This is a genomic window from Citrobacter sp. wls717, assembly GCF_005280955.1.
Classification (GTDB): Bacteria; Pseudomonadota; Gammaproteobacteria; order Enterobacterales; family Enterobacteriaceae; genus Citrobacter; species Citrobacter werkmanii.
Genome location: NZ_SZWW01000016.1, coordinates 509,718 through 527,760 on the forward strand (window position 1 = coordinate 509,718; position 18,043 = coordinate 527,760).

General features: G+C 53.4%; 15 protein-coding genes and 1 pseudogene. 7 read left to right on the forward strand and 9 right to left on the reverse strand.

All coding sequences use genetic code 11. The features are described 5' to 3' along the window. Nucleotides 1–26 precede the first annotated feature (26 nt). Together mddA and FDX09_RS12520 are read left to right on the forward strand one after the other, a co-directional pair. A complete protein-coding gene (gene mddA / locus FDX09_RS12515; protein ID WP_038640702.1) occupies nucleotides 27–545 on the forward strand; it encodes an L-methionine sulfoximine/L-methionine sulfone acetyltransferase in 519 nt (172 codons plus the stop codon). Further along, a complete protein-coding gene (locus FDX09_RS12520) occupies nucleotides 542–991 on the forward strand; it encodes a DMT family transporter (protein WP_038640705.1) in 450 nt (149 codons plus the stop codon). The genes mddA and FDX09_RS12520 overlap by 4 nt, the downstream gene beginning before the upstream one ends. Before the next feature lie 80 nt (nucleotides 992–1,071). On the opposite strand, the gene FDX09_RS12525 is transcribed toward FDX09_RS12520, so the two are convergent. Next, nucleotides 1,072–1,305 carry a YdcY family protein gene (locus FDX09_RS12525; protein ID WP_038640708.1) on the reverse strand — a complete coding sequence of 78 codons (234 nt, stop codon included), beginning with the start codon at nucleotides 1,303–1,305 and terminating at the stop codon, nucleotides 1,072–1,074. A gap of 17 nt (nucleotides 1,306–1,322) precedes the next feature. Continuing rightward, nucleotides 1,323–2,921: an ABC transporter substrate-binding protein gene (locus tag FDX09_RS12530; protein ID WP_137347300.1), complete on the reverse strand. Its 1,599-nt coding sequence runs from the start codon at nucleotides 2,919–2,921 to the stop codon at nucleotides 1,323–1,325. Between the two features lie 282 nt (nucleotides 2,922–3,203). Between FDX09_RS12530 and FDX09_RS12535 the strand changes: the two genes are divergently transcribed. From FDX09_RS12535 to FDX09_RS12545, 3 genes are read left to right on the forward strand one after another with little or no spacing between them, the layout of a single operon-like run. Continuing rightward, nucleotides 3,204–4,511: an SrfA family protein gene (locus FDX09_RS12535; protein ID WP_137347301.1), complete on the forward strand. Its 1,308-nt coding sequence runs from the start codon at nucleotides 3,204–3,206 to the stop codon at nucleotides 4,509–4,511. A 4-nt stretch (nucleotides 4,512–4,515) separates the two neighbouring features. Next, entirely contained in the window at nucleotides 4,516–7,497 is a 2,982-nt protein-coding gene (locus FDX09_RS12540; protein WP_137347302.1) for a virulence factor SrfB, read from the forward strand. Continuing rightward, nucleotides 7,494–9,653, forward strand: coding sequence for a virulence factor SrfC family protein (locus FDX09_RS12545; protein WP_137347303.1), 2,160 nt, complete (start codon nucleotides 7,494–7,496; stop codon nucleotides 9,651–9,653). The genes FDX09_RS12540 and FDX09_RS12545 overlap by 4 nt, the downstream gene beginning before the upstream one ends. Before the next feature lie 10 nt (nucleotides 9,654–9,663). Here FDX09_RS12545 and FDX09_RS12550 read toward each other — a convergent pair whose 3' ends face one another. Next, nucleotides 9,664–9,837 carry a GhoT/OrtT family toxin gene (locus tag FDX09_RS12550; protein ID WP_069324931.1) on the reverse strand — a complete coding sequence of 58 codons (174 nt, stop codon included), beginning with the start codon at nucleotides 9,835–9,837 and terminating at the stop codon, nucleotides 9,664–9,666. A 192-nt stretch (nucleotides 9,838–10,029) separates the two neighbouring features. Between FDX09_RS12550 and yncL the strand changes: the two genes are divergently transcribed. Beyond that, nucleotides 10,030–10,125, forward strand: coding sequence for a stress response membrane protein YncL (yncL, locus tag FDX09_RS12555; RefSeq protein WP_071524268.1), 96 nt, complete (start codon nucleotides 10,030–10,032; stop codon nucleotides 10,123–10,125). A 119-nt stretch (nucleotides 10,126–10,244) separates the two neighbouring features. On the opposite strand, the pseudogene FDX09_RS12560 reads toward yncL, so the two are convergent. Further along, a pseudogene (locus FDX09_RS12560) lies at nucleotides 10,245–11,023 on the reverse strand (helix-turn-helix transcriptional regulator). A gap of 101 nt (nucleotides 11,024–11,124) precedes the next feature. On the opposite strand from FDX09_RS12560, the gene FDX09_RS12565 reads away from it, so the two are divergent. Further along, nucleotides 11,125–12,249, forward strand: a complete 1,125-nt coding sequence (locus FDX09_RS12565) for a multidrug effflux MFS transporter (protein WP_121529076.1) — start codon at nucleotides 11,125–11,127, stop codon at nucleotides 12,247–12,249. A 195-nt stretch (nucleotides 12,250–12,444) separates the two neighbouring features. Here FDX09_RS12565 and patD read toward each other — a convergent pair whose 3' ends face one another. The 5 genes from patD to ydcS are packed head-to-tail and all read right to left on the reverse strand — an operon-like array spanning nucleotide 12,445 to nucleotide 17,813. Next, a complete protein-coding gene (gene patD / locus FDX09_RS12570; protein ID WP_038640724.1) occupies nucleotides 12,445–13,872 on the reverse strand; it encodes an aminobutyraldehyde dehydrogenase in 1,428 nt (475 codons plus the stop codon). Between the two features lie 21 nt (nucleotides 13,873–13,893). Next, nucleotides 13,894–14,700, reverse strand: coding sequence for an ABC transporter permease (locus FDX09_RS12575; protein WP_003020204.1), 807 nt, complete (start codon nucleotides 14,698–14,700; stop codon nucleotides 13,894–13,896). Further along, on the reverse strand, nucleotides 14,690–15,634 hold the full coding sequence (locus FDX09_RS12580) for an ABC transporter permease (RefSeq protein ID WP_069324933.1): 945 nt from the start codon (nucleotides 15,632–15,634) through the stop codon (nucleotides 14,690–14,692). Before FDX09_RS12580 ends, FDX09_RS12575 begins: the two co-directional genes overlap by 11 nt. Further along, nucleotides 15,635–16,651 carry an ABC transporter ATP-binding protein gene (locus FDX09_RS12585; protein WP_137347304.1) on the reverse strand — a complete coding sequence of 339 codons (1,017 nt, stop codon included), beginning with the start codon at nucleotides 16,649–16,651 and terminating at the stop codon, nucleotides 15,635–15,637. It abuts the gene before it with no gap. A 16-nt stretch (nucleotides 16,652–16,667) separates the two neighbouring features. Beyond that, the gene (gene ydcS / locus FDX09_RS12590; protein WP_069324934.1) at nucleotides 16,668–17,813 is read right to left on the reverse strand and encodes a putative ABC transporter substrate-binding protein YdcS; all 1,146 of its coding nucleotides are present in this window, start codon (nucleotides 17,811–17,813) and stop codon (nucleotides 16,668–16,670) included. Nucleotides 17,814–18,043 lie beyond the last annotated feature (230 nt).

The following is an 18,043-nucleotide window of genomic DNA, read 5'->3' on the forward strand; positions in this document are numbered from 1 at the left end:
ATAGTGAACAATCCCTGAGGTTCAACATGTCAATTCGATTTGCCAGCAAAGCAGACTGCGCCGCTATTGCTGAAATTTATAACCACGCGGTACTGCATACGGCGGCTATCTGGAACGATCAAACGGTCGATGCCGAAAACCGTATCGCCTGGTTCGAAGCCCGCCAGTTGATGGGCTATCCCGTGCTGGTAAGTGAAGAAAACGGCGTAGTCACTGGATATGCTTCGTTCGGCGACTGGCGTAACTTTGACGGATTTCGTCATACCGTTGAGCATTCGGTGTATGTCCATCCTGAGCATCAGGGCAAGGGCCTGGGACGAGCGCTGCTCAGCCGACTGATAGAAGAAGCGCGCACGTGCGGAAAACATGTAATGGTGGCGGGGATTGAGTCTCAGAATCAGGCGTCGCTGCATCTGCACAGTACGCTGGGATTTAACATCACGGCACAAATGCCGCAGGTTGGCACCAAATTTGGTCGCTGGTTGGATCTGACCTTTATGCAACTGCAGTTAGACGATCGTCGCGATCCGGATGCCGGCAGATGAACCAGACGCTGACCCTCTCCTTTCTGATTGCCGCAGGTATTGGTCTGGTGGTGCAAAACACCTTAATGGTGCGTATCACGCAGACCTCCTCGACGATCCTGATTGCCATGCTGTTGAACTCACTGGTTGGGATTGTGCTGTTTGTCAGCATTCTGTGGTTTAAGCAAGGCGCCGCGGGGTTTGGCGAACTGGTCTCCAGCGTGCGCTGGTGGACGCTGATCCCCGGTTTGCTGGGGTCTTTTTTTGTTTTTGCCAGTATCAGCGGCTATCAAAATGTGGGGGCTGCCACCACGATTGCGGTACTGGTCGCCAGCCAGTTAATTGGCGGACTGGTGCTGGATATTGTGCGCAGTCATGGTGTATCGCTCCGTGCGCTGGTGGGGCCTGTTTGCGGCGCGGTGCTGCTGGTCGTCGGGGCCTGGTTGGTCGCGAGGCGCTCATTTTAACTGCCGGATGGCGCTTCGCTTATCAGACCTACGGAATTTATCCAGCCTGAACATACAGGCCGGATAACAGTAATAATGAATTAAAGGATTGTGCCGCCTTTGGTCAACTGTTCGCGACGGGCTTCCATATCCTCTTTATGCTGACGACCATGATGTGCGATAGCCGTACGCAAACGCTGTTGCTGGGTGTAGCGATCTTCCCGGCTCAGCGCGGCATCATCGCTGAGTTCAATCAGCAATTCATTCATATGCGTAATGACGCTCTCTTCAATGGCGGCATCAACACGTGCGCTGACCTCATCCAGATGCGACATAACCTCTCCTTAACTCATTAATTTAATTTTGCTTTTGAAAAATCACTGCCCATCAGGCTGACGCTGTATCCGCTGACGTTGCTACGCGTAGCATAGAACGTTTTGCCATTTGCCAGGGCTATCCACGGAGCCTGCTGGTAGAAAATCTCTTGCGATTGCTGGTACAGCGCGGCGCGTTCTTCAGGTTTGCTCACCAGTTTCGCCTTTTGAACCAGAGAATTATACTCTTTATCGCACCAACGCGCGGCGTTAGATCCGGTTTTAATGCTGTCGCAGCCCAACAGTACATCCGCGAAATTATCCGGATCGCCGTTGTCTGACATCCAGCCGAACAGCGCGGTGTCATGCTCGCCTTTGCGCATTCCGGAGAGATATTCGCCCCACTCGTATGACACTATTTTTGCCTTTACGCCGACTTTTGCCCAATCGCTCTGGATCATCTCGGCAATACGCCGGGAGTTCGGGTTGTATGGACGCTGAACCGGCATTGACCACAGCGTCGCTTCAAATCCGTTTTCCAGCCCAGCCTGTTTCAGCAGATCTTTCGCTTTTTGCGGGTCGTAAGCGTAATCTTTTAGATCGTTATTGAACCCCATCATATTCGGTGGAATCGGCGATTTTGCCACCGTACCGGAACCTAAAAAGACGGCGTTAATAATGGCTTTTTTATCGGTCGCGTAGTTCAACGCCTGACGCACCAGCACGTTATCAAACGGTTTTTTCTCGGTATTAAACGCCAGATACCCGACGTTCAGCGCTTCAACCGAATGCAGCGTCAAATCTTTATTCTTGTTGATCTCGTCAAACTGGATTGGCGCAGGCGCAGGGATAATCTGGCATTCGTTAGTTTGCAGTTTTGCCAGTCTGGTCTGTACATTTGGAGTGATCGAGAATATCAGGTGCTTCGTCGGGACGGCGCCATCCCAGTAGTTCGGGTTGGCCAGATAACGGATTTGGGAATCCTGTTTGTACTGCTGCAACACATATGGCCCGGTGCCAATCGGCCAATTATCAACGTTTTCCGGGGTGCCTTTTTTCAGCATCGCGTCAGCATATTCCGCAGAAAGAATGGAAGCGAAATCCATCCCCCAGTCGGCAAGAAACGCGGCGTTAGGTTCATTCAGCACAAACTGAACGTGATAATCATCCACCTTCTTCACTTCTTTGATCAGTTTATCCAGACCGACATCGTTAAAGTATTCGTAGCTGCCCTGAGAAACCTTGTGGTACGGATGATCGGCATCTTTCTGGCGTAATACCGAGAAAACCACGTCATCGGCGTTGAAGTCGCGGGTGGGTTTAAAGAATTTATTACTGTTGAATTTCACCCCCTGACGCAGGGTAAACGTGTAAGTCTTCCCATCGGGAGAAATTTTCCAGTCCGTTGCCAAAGACGGTATTGGGGTATTCTTTACCGGATCAAAGTTAATGAGTCGGTTGTAGAGCACCTGTGAACTTGCCACAAACGACGGACCGGAACTGGCGATTTGCGGGTTAAATGACTCCGGCGACGCTTCTGAGCAGTAGATGATGGTGTCAGTGCTGGCCGCGAACGCAGCGCCTGAGGGTAAGGCGGCGCTGAGCGCCAGCGCGAGTAACGTTTTCCTTGCAATCATGGTTATAAGCCTTCTTATTTTATTATTAACCGGAATATCAGAGCATAGCTGACAAAAACTGACCAATAACAAATCACTATCAGGTTATTCTAATCCGGTGGTTTTCGCTGAATTATTCATCACCACAAGCGAATTAATTTCCCTTAAGTCTTTTTCAAAACGTCAAGATTTTTCCCGGCACTCTATGCCATGAAAATTCGCCCCTTTTTGCCTCTCTTCCGTCGTTTGCTCGTTTTTATAAACCGTAAAGTAGATGTGTGAAGAAGTCTAAGGGGTAACAACGTGGCAAAAACTCTCTTGCGCAGCGGCAATTTGGATGACTATCAGGCCGTAGGTGGCGGTGGTCAGGCCGTGTTTGATTCAGCACTGCAAATTCGTGAAACGCTTCGCTTGCGTAAACAGCAGGCGATGGTGGATTGTCTGGCGATCCCACAAATTAACGACAACGGCGATCGGGTTGACTGGTATTCTCCGGTTGAAGGAAAAGTCGTTGCGTGGAAAGCCGCTGATGAAGAGGCTCGTTTTCGTGCGCTGCGCTATCTGGGGAGCACGCTGGAAAATGCGGCGGCCCTGAGCCGTAAAAGCCTGCAATCGGGGAAAACCGCCCTCCAACTGTTTGGTTCATTGCTCGAAAAAGCCATCCAGTTTCCTGGCGAGAATCACGTGTTTCTGGTTGATGGTAAACCCGTTATTACGTTCTGGGGCTTCGTCAATCTGAATGAAAATCCCCGCGACGATGTGCTCGATTGCCTGCGCCTTGCCGATATACCACCGGTTGTCACTGTGACAGAGCCTGACCCGGAAGAAGAGACTTCACCTGAAATCACCTTCACTGAGGCCGATGCCCCTTTACTGATGTCGGTCGTTGAACCGCCAAAACCGGTTGAACCCGAACCACAACCGTTGGCCATGATCAACGAACCGGAAGTCACACCGCCACCGGTACAGGTGAAGCCCGCACGTCGCCTGCCGCTGTGGAGTCTACCCGTTGCCGCCGTAATTATCGCAGCCATTGTCGGACCGTTGTTATGGAAACAACAAGCCGTTATCCCTACCCCCTCAGTTGCCCCCATTGCAGTGGCTAAAGCAGACATGACGCCGTTGCCGGAACTGAACTCCGCACTACCTTTGCATCGGGCTGAAGTCATTCCGGTAGCGAAAAAAGAGAAACCTGACGCAGGACCGGTAGTGATTGCCGCTATTCCCAAAGATGCGCTGGTCATGGATGCCAGCCAGATGAAGGCAGGAACGACGCGTTTCCTCAACGGTAACTGGCGCGTCATGGTCGACGTGAAAGATCCGGTCAGCGGCAAAGCGCCGTCGCTGCGTTATCAGATCCAGACGAATAAAGGCACTGCACGCGTCGTTCATGGCGACAATATTGTTTGTCGTGCCGAGATTTTCTCTGGTTTGCATCAGACTGGCGAATTAATGATTAAGAGTCGCGGCAATGCCCGTTGCACGGACGGATCACGTTATCCGATGCCTGAAATTACCTGCAAAGCGGGAACCAATGACGTCGCCACCTGCACCGCACGATATGACGATCACGCGGAAATCCCTCTGACGATCAAAAAGATAGGTGCCTGATTTTATGTTGGTGAATCTGTGTGACTACAAACAAAGCGTGACGCTCATTGCCAATAGCGGTGTGCAATTTCTGGATTTTGGCCTGACGCCGCAGGAATCTGCGCATCATGGCCGCTTTGTGCGCAAAACGGCCAACGGTCCCCTGCTACGGCTGGACTTCGATCTGACAACGGGACGCTATACCTTGCCGGGTAGCACCGGCGGTCAGCCCGAAGTGGTGAAGCCGGAAAGCACCCAGACGCTGCATTATTCTCTGGACGTGCTCGACGGCATCTGGCTACCGCTGCCGTTCCTGCGCTTTAATCCGCCGCGTACGTTTGTTGAAGGCCCGGATAACTGGGCGCGTGTACAGGTGCGAAAACTGGCGCAACCAGACAGCGCGGGCAACACTCACCGCGTTACCCTGGCGCTGGACAGCCAGCTCACTGAAAATGCCCCGGCAGCGTTAACCCCCAACGAAAATGACCTGCTTAACGGTACGCGATTTGCACTGGCCTGGCATGATAGCGAAATTGCCGATTTCCTCGACCAGACCTGGATTGACGGCTGGCTGCGCGAATCCTTTATGCATCATGTCACGCAGCATGAGAATCGCTCAGAACATGAGATCCAGCAGGCGCTGCGTAATTTTGAATATCAGGCGCACTGGTTAAATTTGTTAACCCTGTTAGGCGAACAGCTTTCTATTCCTGAAGTCAAGCTGGTCACACATACGCTCAGCACACCGGCGATTCCCGTCGATCTGATCCTGGACATTGGTAATACCCATACCTGCGGCGTCCTGATTGAGGATCACGGCGATGCCAATGATGGACTGCGCCAGACCGCTGAATTACAGGTGCGGTCATTAAGCGAGCCGCAGTTTCTTAACGATCCGCTATTCACCAGCCGACTGGAGTTTTCCGAAGCGCGGTTCGGTAAACAGCACTTTTCCGTTGAGAGCGGTCGTGATGACGCCTTTATCTGGCCGTCGATTGTTCGCGTGGGCGATGAAGCCCGAAAGCTGGCGATGCAACGTATGGGTACGGAAGGCAGCAGCGGGATCTCCAGCCCGCGCCGTTATCTGTGGGATGAAACGCCGGTGCTCCATGACTGGCGCTTTAGCCAGATGAATGGCAAAACCCAGCGCGAACCGCTGGCTACCGCCTTCCCGCTGATGAATCTCATGAATGATGACGGACAACCGCTGTTCAGCCTGCCGCAGGATGACCGTCTGCCGGTGTTCTCACCGCAATACAGCCGCAGCACGTTGATGACGCATATGCTGTGTGAGATCCTGGCTCAGGCGCTGGGTCAAATTAACAGCGTGGCGACGCGTTTGCGCCTTGGTTTCCCGGCCTCTCCTCGCCAGTTGCGCACATTGATCCTGACCCTACCCTCAGCGATGCCAAAACAGGAGCGCGAGATTTTCCGCCTGCGTATGTTTGAAGCCATTGCACTGGTCTGGAAAGCAATGGGCTGGCACCCGCAGGATGAAGACTTCACCACCCGTAAGCAGCAGGAAAAGAGCGTGGTTCCCGTCCCTGAGATCCAGATGGAGTGGGATGAAGCCAGCTGCGGTCAGTTGGTGTGGCTGTATAACGAGGCGATTTCCCACTACGATGGTCACACGGAATCGTTTTTTAATGCCCTTGCCCGTCCGGACCGTCTGCCGGAACCTGGTGAGATTAAAGGCCGTGCACTGCGCGTGGCATCCATCGATATTGGCGGTGGGACCACGGATATGGCCGTCGTCCATTACCAGCTTGATGACGGCGTTGGCGCGAACGTCAAGATCACCCCGCATTTGCTGTTTCGCGAAGGCTTTAAGGTTGCGGGCGATGACATGCTGCTGGACGTGATTCAGCGTTGCGTACTACCTGCCCTGCAAACCCGCTTGCAGCAGGCTGGCGTGACCGACGCCGCCGCATTACTGGCTACGCTGTTTGGCGATTCCGGGCGCATCGATACTCAGGCGATCCTGCGTCAGCAAACGGCATTACAACTCTTTATGCCGCTCGGTCATGCGGTACTCTCCGCCTGGGAACAAAGCGATATTAACGATCCGGTAGCCGGACTGCATGCCACCTTTGGCGAGCTGCTCAGCCAGCAACCCACGCGTAACGTGATGAACTATATCCAACAGGCTATCGATCATGCGTTGCCGTCTGGTTCGCCAGCGTTTGATGTTTTGAGCGTGCCGTTACAGGTGCAGTTCAGGCAGTTACAAGAAGCGTTACTGGCGGGGCAATTTACCCTGACCTCGCCGCTGCACGCGGTTTGTGAGGCTATTTCACATTATCGTTGCGATATTTTATTAGTGACCGGCAGACCCGCTTGTTTACCGGGCGTACAGGCGTTGATCCGCCATCTTCAACCCGTTCCGGTTAATCGTATGATCTGGATGGATAACTATCGGGTGCACGAGTGGTATCCGTTCAGTCAGCAAGGGCGGATTGGCAACCCCAAATCCACCGCAGCAGTCGGTGCAATGCTATGCAGCCTGGCGCTGGATCTGCGTTTACCGCGCTTCAATTTTAAAGCTGCCGATATCGGCGCTTACTCGACCGTACGTTATCTTGGCGTGCTGGATAATACGGTCAACACGCTACGCGATGAGAACATCTGGTATCACGATATCGATCTGGATACACCCGGCGCGAAGCTGGATACCCGTTTGCACTTCCCGCTGCGCGGCAATGTAACGTTAGGCTTCCGCCAATTGGCAAACAGCCGCTGGCCTGCCACGCCGCTGTATACGCTGAGCATAAATTCTGCCGAACTGGCAAAAAGTATCGCCGGAGATGGCGTGTTAAATGTACGGCTGCAGTTACGCGGCGGCAGCAAAGAGAGCGGCCCGGAATGCTTCGTACTCAGCGATGCCTGGTTACAGGATGGCACCCCCGTTGCCGCCAATGCCTTAACGTTAAAATTGAATACCCTGGCGGATCGTCGCCATAGCGGTAGCCATTACTGGATTGATAGCGGGAGCGTGTACCTGAAATGAGTAAGATGTTAAACACCGCGCAGGCCGTCATCGAGTGGGTAACAGAGACCCGCCAGCGTTCCGTACGTCTTGATGATGAGGCGGATGCCCTGCTGACACAACTTACGTTAGCCGCGGTTAATGAATCTGCGCTGACAGCGACCTTTTCAGCACGAGGCTGTGTTGGGTTATATGGGCACTCACAATCAGCGAAAGCGCATCTGCTCGCGGCATTGTGCAGCAATGCCAATGGCAAAGTGAATATCGTGACCCCGGATCGCAGTTTTGATTATTTTTCGCATATTAATCCGGGGCATGCACCGACCAAAATGGCGATTCGCTTTACGCGTGAAGATAATCCGCTCAATAGCGAATGGCCGCTGCGCTTACGCTTACTCAGTGAAGCTGAACTGGTACAGCTGTTTATCACACAGTTCTGTGCGCTTCCGGACAACCGCCAGGTTGAGAAATCGATTATTGAGGCGCGCCTGGAAAAATGGCAAACCCTGCGTCAGCGTCATCCGGTGCAAGGCATCACGGCTCAGGATGTCGCGGCAATCGGTCGTTTCTGGCGCTCCTGCGTACCGGCTAATCAGCAGCAAATTGACGATGCGCTATGGCATCAGTTTGCTACGCTTCTCCCCGCTCTGGATCTGACGACCCGGGCAAACGCCTGGGCATTATTGTGGGGAGAACAACCAGAGCTAACGCAGCAGTGGCTGGCGCTGGCGCATACGCTGCAACAAACCGGGAACGCGCAAGAACTGGCGGCTCCGCTGAGCCTGTTGGTTGACCATTTTGGTTTACCTGCTGAGAGTTTTCTCACTCAGGTGGCATTGCACGGGAGTGAGGCGCAAAGTGATGTGGTTGTTCATCCAATAGAAAACCATCAGTTGCTCAATGCGGTCAGTCTCTCACAGGCTTCACTAGCGCTGTTGACGCGCGAGCTGATCCTGACGGTGGAAGATGCTGTGCTGGAGAATGTCGATCTGCTCGATATCCCTCTCGCCCCGGATGCTCATCCCCATCCGCTGTGGCAGGCAAAATTAGGCTGGATGCTGGAGCATTATCGCCAGCAACTGCAACCGGATGTGCTCTTAATCTGCAATGCGGTATCTACCCGAGCCCAGACGCCAGCCATTACCCGCAAGCTGCTGGGCTGGGTCAACGATACGCAACCCGTACATGACGCCGCATTACCGGGCGTAGTCTGGGCCATCACCCCACAGGATGCGCGTTTTAGCACCCAGCAAAACCTGGATGAGTCCGTACAGCAATTAATGGGCAAACCGGGACTGCACTGGGGTACGCTGCAGGCGCTGGATAACCACAGCTTACAACGCCTTGTCGAATGGCTGACTCAGGCGACTTCACCACAACAGCGTCAGGCCAGGCTGACCTCTCTGCGCGAACAGCACCAACAGCGCATCCGCGAAACGCTGATGAGTTGGATTAACACCCGCGATGATGAGTCAGGTAGCAGCGAGTCGGTGATCCGCCAGTTACAATCCCAGGCGGCAAAACATGGCGAGCTACTGGAGGGTTTACTGCCGCCAATGCGCCTCTTTGAGTCGCTGCTGCGTGTTCATCAGCCGCGCGAGGAACAGGTGAACGGGCTATTTAATGAAGAGATCGACCTGTTTGCTGAAGTACGTGACATACCGCACTCGCCGGAGAGCAAAGAAACTGGTTATCTGGCACACAAAATGTGGGTTAATCACGTACGTCAGTGGTGTCGCGATGAAAATAATGCGCGCCGTTTAGGTCTCGATCCTCGTACGCTAAGACAGGTGGCTGACATTCTTGTGACCACCAGTTATCGCCTGGAGATGCCGCAACGCTTACAGCGCATGATGCAGCGCGAAAACGTCTGTGCGGCGCAGCTACATGCCGATATTGGGGATTTTATTACCTGGCTTGGATTTACCAACGTTGCTGAGGAACAGCGCCCTGCCAGCAGGATCCAAAAAGGCGCGGCTATTTTTAGCGCGCCGAAGCAACAACCGATGTCGCGACTGGCCAAACTGGAAGAACAGCCCTCGCACGGCGCAAGCCGCTATGTTTACGACTGGCTGGTTGCTTTGTATACCCGCGCGAATGAGAACGTGGGATATCAGCACCCACAGGATGTTACTGAAGTCGACAAAAAACGTTTAGATGCCCTGCTTTCCGTCTGAAACGGCCTCATCAGAAAAGTGAAAACATCAGCGCGACGGGAAAGCTCATTGGCCAGGTCGCCCCGACTAATACCGCGCTGAGAAAACGAATCCGCTTTTTCTCGCGTGACAGAAACCAGGTGATGATTGCCGTAATAGCGGCCATCACCGCATAAAAGACCAACATTTTTTGGTACAGAGACATGTAAGGCATCCTGGCCGGAAGGTAAAATCGCGCGCAATATGCTCTTTTTCATGACTCACATCAAGTTTTATTAATTATTTTAAGAGAAACGGCGGTAAAACAACCCGTTTTCATTATGTTCAGAATTCGTACTATTGCGGATAGTTATAACCCGTACTATACCCATAGGGGTTAAAACGAAAGGTGGCACAAATGAATGTTTCCAGTAAAACTGTGGTGCTGATAAATATATTTGCTGCTGTAGGACTTTTCAGTCTGATTTCCGCAAGGTTCGGCTGGTTTGCTTGATGTGACTCTTCTGAATTAATTGCAGCGTCCACTGGCAGAGAGGGTTTTCTCTCTGCCATTAGCCAACGATCTTCCCACTCTACCTTCATCCGGTAAATCATCCTTAGGATGTAATATCCCTAATCCTTCTGCGGCATTATTTGCCTGTAAAGCGGGCTGGCGTGGTGCCGGTATGCTGACGGAAAAATGCAATAAAAGCACTGTCACTGACAAATTCCAGATGTTGCGCCACCTGACTACCAGGACTCCCGTCAGCCAGCATTTCCATGGCTTTTAACAGTCTAAATTGCTGCCGCCAGTGCTGATAATTCATCCCGGTATCTCTGATGAAGATCCGGCTGATGGTCTTCTCACACGCCCCAACCCGTTGGGACAACTGATTCAGTCGCGGTGGCAACGCCCCCATGCGCAATTGCTCAAGCCATACGTCCAGCCGTGGATCTGAGGGAAATTGTAATGTCCAGTTTTCACTACGCGCGGCCCGCAATTCCTCACAAAAAACGGTGATGAGGCTGGCCTGTTGCACCGCAGGCATATCCCATGACCAAAATGCCATGCGTTCTATGACTTCGAAAAAAAGTGGATTAACCTCGACGATATGCATGGGCAGATCGGATAACGGCAGCGAGGTTGAAAAGTACAAAGAACGATAAGCCATTACGCCACGCATGATGGCGCGATGAACCGTACCGGCCGGGATCCAGACCGCACGCCGTGGCGGCAGCAGGCACAGGGCCTGCTCCAGTTCAATCGTGATGCTCCCCGCCGCCGAAAAAAGGAGTTGATGACGAAGGTGGCTATGGCGTCCGGAATCGTGTACGCCCATATCGGCGGCAATCCCAATTACCGGGTTATCAAAGCTATCCGCATCGAAAATTTCATCGGGGGCAATTTTCATTATCTGTCCGATATTTGATATATAAAGTCCTGATAATAGTAATAAGACAGCCCCCTTTCAGCAATAATTCCCGCCTGTTTTCGCTCTCTTCGGATATTGCTATGAATATTCTTCGTCGTCCGCCGCTTTGGCTGCTCACTCTGTTGATAATGTTTCCGCAACTGGTGGAAACCATTTACAGCCCGGCATTGCCAGGTATCGCTACCGCTTTTCACATAAGCAGTGAACATGCAGCTCAAACACTCTCCGTTTACTTTGTGGCCTTCGCCGTCGGTGTGGCGATGTGGGGCTGGCTGAGCGACAGTATCGGACGACGGCGGGCGATGCTGGCAGGACTAATCTGCTACGGCACAGGTTGTGCATTGGCTATTGTTGCCACCAATTTCAACATGTTGCTGCTGGCGCGGATGGTGTCAGCCATCGGAGCGGCTGCCGGGTCAGTCGTGGTACAGACCATATTGAGGGACTGTTATGAATCAACCACGCTATCCCGCGTCTTTTCTGTGATGGGCGCCGCGCTGGCCCTGAGTCCGGTTTTCGGCCTGCTAAGCGGAGGTTGGCTGGTAAGCCTGTATGGTCATATCGGTGTATTCGTTGCTCTTGTTTTGCTGGCGATATTACTGCTCATACTGACAGCAACCCGTTTGCCGGAAACAAGGCCGGAGAATACGATCCGCCCGCGGATGGCTGTGCTCCTGCCCCGCATGGCTCGGGACGATGAGCTGTGGAAAAATGCTATGCTGGTCGCCCTGTTAAATACCATGCTGTTTAGCTATTACAGTCTGGCGCCATTTCTTTTCAGGCAGTTGGGATGGAGTTCCAGAGCCTTTGGCTGGACGGGGGTGTTACTTGCGCTTGCTTCGCTGTCGGGAAGCCTGTTGAATCGGCGTCTGTTAACGACAGGTCTGACGCCGCAACAGCTGGTACGTCATGCCTGTGTGCTGGCCATGTTCTCAGGCCTGGCGGCGTGGTGGCTACAGCATACTGCATGGATCCTGATACCGGTGTTTGGGGTGGTACTGGCCTATGGTATCGCCATTCCCAATGTATTGAGCCAGGCACTGCGTCGCTATCGTGAACAAGCCGGGGCCGCTGGAGCTTTGTTCGGGTTAAGCTATTACCTGTTGCTGGGAATGATGCTGGGATTGGCTGGCATGGTGCAACAACTGGGGCTGGTGCTGAGCGTCTGTGCGCTACTTGCCTGGCTTTGCAGCTACCGCCGCTGATAACTGGACGGTATACCTGAAAGCACAAAGCCCCGGCGTTAAGCTGGGGCTTTGTCGTATCAATTAGCCTGACCTCGCGGATATTTCCAACTTACCGCCGTCCGATGGCGACGAGGCCAGTGGCGCGAATAGTATAGAGACCCGTTTGCTAATTTTTAGCTATCCGTGCCTCATTAGGTGTTCACGTCTAAATTGTTACTCATGCTTGATCATGACATGGCGAACAATCGTGTAATCCTCAAGCCCGTACACCGACATATCTTTGCCATAACCAGACTGTTTTTGCCCACCGTGCGGCATCTCGCTGACCAGCGTGAAGTGGGTATTGACCCAGGTGCAACCATATTGCAGACGAGCACTGAACCGATGCGCGCGGCCGACGTCCCGGGTCCAGACAGAAGATGCCAGTCCGTATTTCGAATCATTCGCCCATGCCAGCACCTGGTCTTCATCATCAAATACGGTCACGCTGACCACCGGACCAAAAACTTCCCGCTGCACGATGGCATCTTCTTGCTTCGCCCCGGCCAGCAGCGTTGGGGCAAAGTAGTAGCCTGCGCCGTCCACTTTTTTACCCCCGGTGATAACCTTGATATGCCCCAGGGCTTTGGCCTCATCGACCGCTTTGGCCACGCGATCAAGATGTGCCTGCGAACTTACCGGTCCCAGCTCCGTCGATTCGTCGTTCGGCGCGCCAATTTTCAGGCTGGCAACCGCCGCGCCAAGTTTCTCAACCAACGCGTCATAAATGCCTTTCTGGGCATAGATTCGACAAGCGGCGGTACAGTCTTGTCCGGCGTTGTAATAACCAAAGGTTCGCACGCCGCTCACTACCGCATCCAGATCCGCATCATCAAAAATGATGACCGGGGCTTTGCCGCCCAGTTCCATATGTGTGCGCTTAATTGAAGACGCGGTATGCTGGATAATATGTTCGCCGGTGGCAATAGAGCCGGTCAATGAAACCATGCGGACCTTTTCATGTCCGGTCAGCGGATCGCCCACGGTTTTTCCACGGCCAAACAGCACGTTGACAACGCCTGCCGGATAAATATCTTTGGCAAACTCGGCCAGTTTAAGCGCCGTTAATGGGGTAATTTCCGACGGTTTAATCACCACGCAGTTCCCCGCCGCCAGCGCCGGAGCCAGTTTCCACGCCGCCATCATCAGCGGATAGTTCCACGGGGCAATAGAGGCGACCACGCCCAGCGGATCCCGGCGAATCATTGACGTATGCCCTTCCAGATACTCTCCGGCGGCCTGTCCTTGCAGGGTGCGGGCCGCCCCGGCAAAGAAGCGGAAAACATCGACGATGGCCGGAATTTCATCGTTGAGCACACAATGCAGCGGCTTACCGCAGTTGAGCGATTCCAGCTCAGCGAAGGTTTGCGCATTATCCGCGATAGCATCCGCCAGTTTCAGCAGTAACTCGGAACGCACTTTCGGTGTGGTTTGTCCCCAACTGGCAAAGGCACTGTCGGCCGCACGGACCGCGGCATCAACCTGCGTGGCTGAGGCCTCGGCAATCTCCAGAATGCATTCACCAGTTGCAGGGTTATAGACTGGCTGCTTTTCACCTTCACCGTTGACCAGCTCGCCATTAATCAGTAATTGATGTTGCATAGCAATTTCCCATATCGTCGTTTATTTACCGTTTCCGGCGAGAGTGTCGCCTTCACGCGTTAGCCACCAGGCCCCTAAAATTGGCAGTGTAGTCACCAGCATTACCAGCAATGCCACAACGTTGGTGACAGGCACATCCCGTGGACGACCCAGTTGATTGAGCAGCCACAAAGGAAGTGTTCTTTCATGTCCGGCGGTGAACGTTGTCACGATGATTTCATCAAATGACAAGGCAAACGCCAGCATTCCGCCCGCCAGCAGTGCTGATGCCAGGTTCGGCAGCACCACGTAACGAAAGGTTTGCCAGCCGTTGGCGCCAAGATCCATAGACGCTTCAACCAGACTCCATGAGGTACGGCGAAAACGCGCCACAACGTTGTTAAACACCACCACCACGCAAAACGTCGCATGCCCCACCACGATCGTGAGAAAACCCGGTTCCAGGTTGATGGTTTTAAACGCCGTCAACAGCGCCAGACCGGTGATGATCCCCGGTAACGCGATTGGCAACAGCAGCAACAGCGATATTGCACTCTTGCCAAAAAAGTCCCTGCGCCACAGCGCGGCAGCGGCCAGCGTCCCCAGAACGAGAGCAATAGCCGTTGACAACGCAGCGATTTTAAGTGACAACGTCACAGACTCCAGAATATCGCTACGCTGCGCCGCAACGCTAAACCACTTCAGCGTCAACCCCTGCGGTGGAAAACTAAAAGCAGCCTCCTCAGTATTAAAAGCATAGGTGGCGATGATGAGGATGGGAAAGTGCAGGAAAATAACCCCGCCCCATGCCGCCAGTTTGAGTAACCAGGGTGCGCGTTCAGAGTGCATCGAAAGCTCCCAGACGCTTCACGAACGCCAGATACAGTGCGATTAACACAATCGGCACCAGAGTAAATGCCGCCGCCATCGGCATATTGCCGATCGCCCCTTGTTGCGAATACACCATGTTGCCGATGAAATACCCCGGCGGTCCCACCAGTTGCGGCACGATAAAATCGCCCAACGTCAGAGAGAAAGTAAAGATAGATCCCGCCGCGATACCGGGTATTGCCAGCGGAAGAACCACATAGCGGAAGGTTTGACGCGGGCGCGCGCCCAAATCAGCGGAAGCCTGTAACAGTGACGGCGGAAGCCTCTCCAATGCGGCCTGTACCGGGAGGATCATAAACGGCAACCAGATGTAAACGAACACCAGAAAGCGCCCTAACCCTGAGGTCGACAACGTATTGCCGCCGACAGCAGGTAGCGTCAGGAACGAAAGCAGCAGCGGCTCCAGCCCAAGATGGGTTAAAAACCACTGCGCCACACCGTCTTTCGCCAACAGTAACGTCCACGCGTAGGCTTTAACAATGTAACTGGCCCACATCGGCAGCATCACCGCAATGTAAAAAAAGGCTTTCATTTTGCCGCTGGTATAGCGCGCCATATACCACGCCATCGGAAACGCCAGAATCGCGCTGGCAATGGTGACCGCTATCGCCATCGTCAGAGTACGTAAAATGATGTCGTAGTTGGCGGGATTAAACAGCGCCTGCAGATTCGCCAGCGTCAGGTCCGGCGTGACCGACATGGTGAAATCGTCGAAGGTATAAAAACCTTGCCACAACAGCGTCAGCAGTGAGCCAAAGTAGACGATGCCAAACCACATCAGCGGCCCGAGAAGCAGTAAAAACAGCCCCAGCCCCGGGTTACGCCAGAAGAAACCGGAAATCTTGTTCAGATTTGTCGGTTGCGATGGCGAATGTAAGACGTTCATAGCCATTCACCTCTCCTCAACCAACGGCACCATCACGTCGCGTGACCACGATGCCATCACCTGCTGACCCGGCGACAGCGTTGACGGCAGCATTTCTCCCGTCAGGTTCGCCTGGCTCACCAGTAATTTTTCACCGCCAGCCAGTTTCAGTTCAAACCGTGTCGCCGCGCCCTGGTACTGCACCGCCTGGATGACTCCCGGAGCCTGGACGTCTCCCCCGGCATCATTCAACCGAATGTATTCCGGACGCAGGGAAAACATTCCATGTAGCCCGCAAACGTTCGCTGACATCGTGGCATCAAAGACATTGGACGTCCCGACGAAGCTCGCCACAAACGGTGTCCGTGGACGCATGTACAGTTCACGCGGAGAATCCACCTGTTCGATACGACCGTTATTAAACACCGCCACACGGTCAGACATCGACAGCGCTTCGCCCTGATCGTGAGTGACAAAAATGAAGGTGATACCGAGAGATTGCTGTAACTTCTTCAGCTCTAATTGCATCTGTTCGCGCAACTTAAGATCCAACGCCCCGAGCGGCTCATCCAACAGCAGAACGCGCGGTTCATTGACCAGCGCCCTGGCAATCGCCACGCGCTGACGTTGTCCGCCGGAAAGCTGTGACGGTTTGCGCTCATGAACAAAACCGAGTGCGACTTTATCAAGCGCCTCACGGGCTTTGGCGTGACGCTGTTTTTTATCAATCCCTTTGACCATCAGCCCGTAAGCGACGTTGTCGAGGATCGACATATGTGGGAATAGCGCGTAATCCTGAAATACCGTATTAACGTCCCGCTCCCAGGGGGGCAATTCGCTGGCCTGTTTTCCAAAAATGGTGATTGCGCCGCCTGAAAGCTGCTCGAACCCGGCAATCAGGCGCAGACAGGTGGTCTTGCCGGAGCCGGATGGCCCCAGCATTGAGAAAAACTCCCCGTCGTTAATCGCAATACTCACTCCATCAACTGCACGAACATCCCCGTACAGACGCGAGACGTTATGAAACTCTACTGCGTACGTCATAAAACCCCCAGCGGAATTAACGACCGCCCATAATGGCGATGTAATCCTGCGTCCAGCGACTGTAAGGAACGAATTTGCCGCCTTCCGCAATTGGCGTTTTCCAGAAAGCGATTTTGTCAAAGTAGCTATAGCCGTTGGTTTCACAGCCCTTTTCACCCAGCAGCGGGCTGGCTTTACATCCTTCAGGCACCACTGGCAGAGAACCAAACCAGGCCGCTACGTCGCCCTGTACTTTCGGGGTTAATGACCAGTTCATCCATTTGTAAGCGCACACCGGGTGTTTCGCTGCACTGTGCAGCATGGTGGTGTCAGCCCAGCCGGTAACCCCTTCTTTTGGGAAAACCGTGGCAACAGGCTGCCCTTCGGCTTTCAGGGCGTTAGCCTGATAAGGCCAGGCGCTGGATGCCACCACGCCTTCGTTTTTGAAGTCACTCATTTGCACAGTGGTATCGTGCCAATAACGATGAATTAGCGCATGTTGATCGCTCAGGACTTTGATAACCGCCTGGTACTGTTGTTCGGTGAGTTGGTAGGGATCGGTGATGCCTAATTGCGGCTGGGTGGCTTTAACGAATAACGCGGCATCGGCAATATAGATCGGACCATCATAGGCCTGCACGCGTCCTTTATTGCTTTTTCCATCCTCGAGTTTTTGCTCAACAAACACCACGTTCCAGCTATCCGGCGGCGTTGGGAAGGTTTTGGTGTTATACATCAGCAAGTTTGGTCCCCACTGATACGGGGTGCCGTACACTTTTCCGCCAACGTTAAACCACTCGCCTTTCACCACGCGTGGATCGATAGTTTTCCAGTTTGGGATCAGCGCGGTGTTAATCGGCTGCACGCGTTTACCCATAATCAGACGCAGTGAAGCGTCGCCGGACGCGGTCACCAGGTCGTAGCCGCCTTTTGCCATCAGGCTGACCATCTCATCCGATGTGGCCGCCGTTTTCACATTGACCGCGCAGCCGGTATCTTTCTCAAACTGCGAGACCCAGTCATATTGTTTATCGGTTTGTCCGCGTTCGATATAACCCGGCCAGGCAATAATATCCAGGCGGCCTTCTGGTTTATCTAATGATGTCGGGGGTTCGGCTGCCTGTGCAGTCATCAGCGTCATACTGAGCGCACACAGGCTACTGAGGGCAAATTGCTTGCTCATAACATCTTACTCCTGTCTAAAAAATATTGAGCGGCAGCCTTGCCGTAAATATATGTCCTTTCCTAAAAATAGTCGGGGTGTGCTAAGCGTTCCTGCTGGCGCAAGGAAATTTAATCAGGTTGTGAGCTAACGCTCATTACGCTACTGATTCAGACTGGGTGTTTTAATCTTCTGGAATATAGACAAGGAGTTAGGTGCAGAGGTGGCAATAGTTAGAACTATTGATTTTT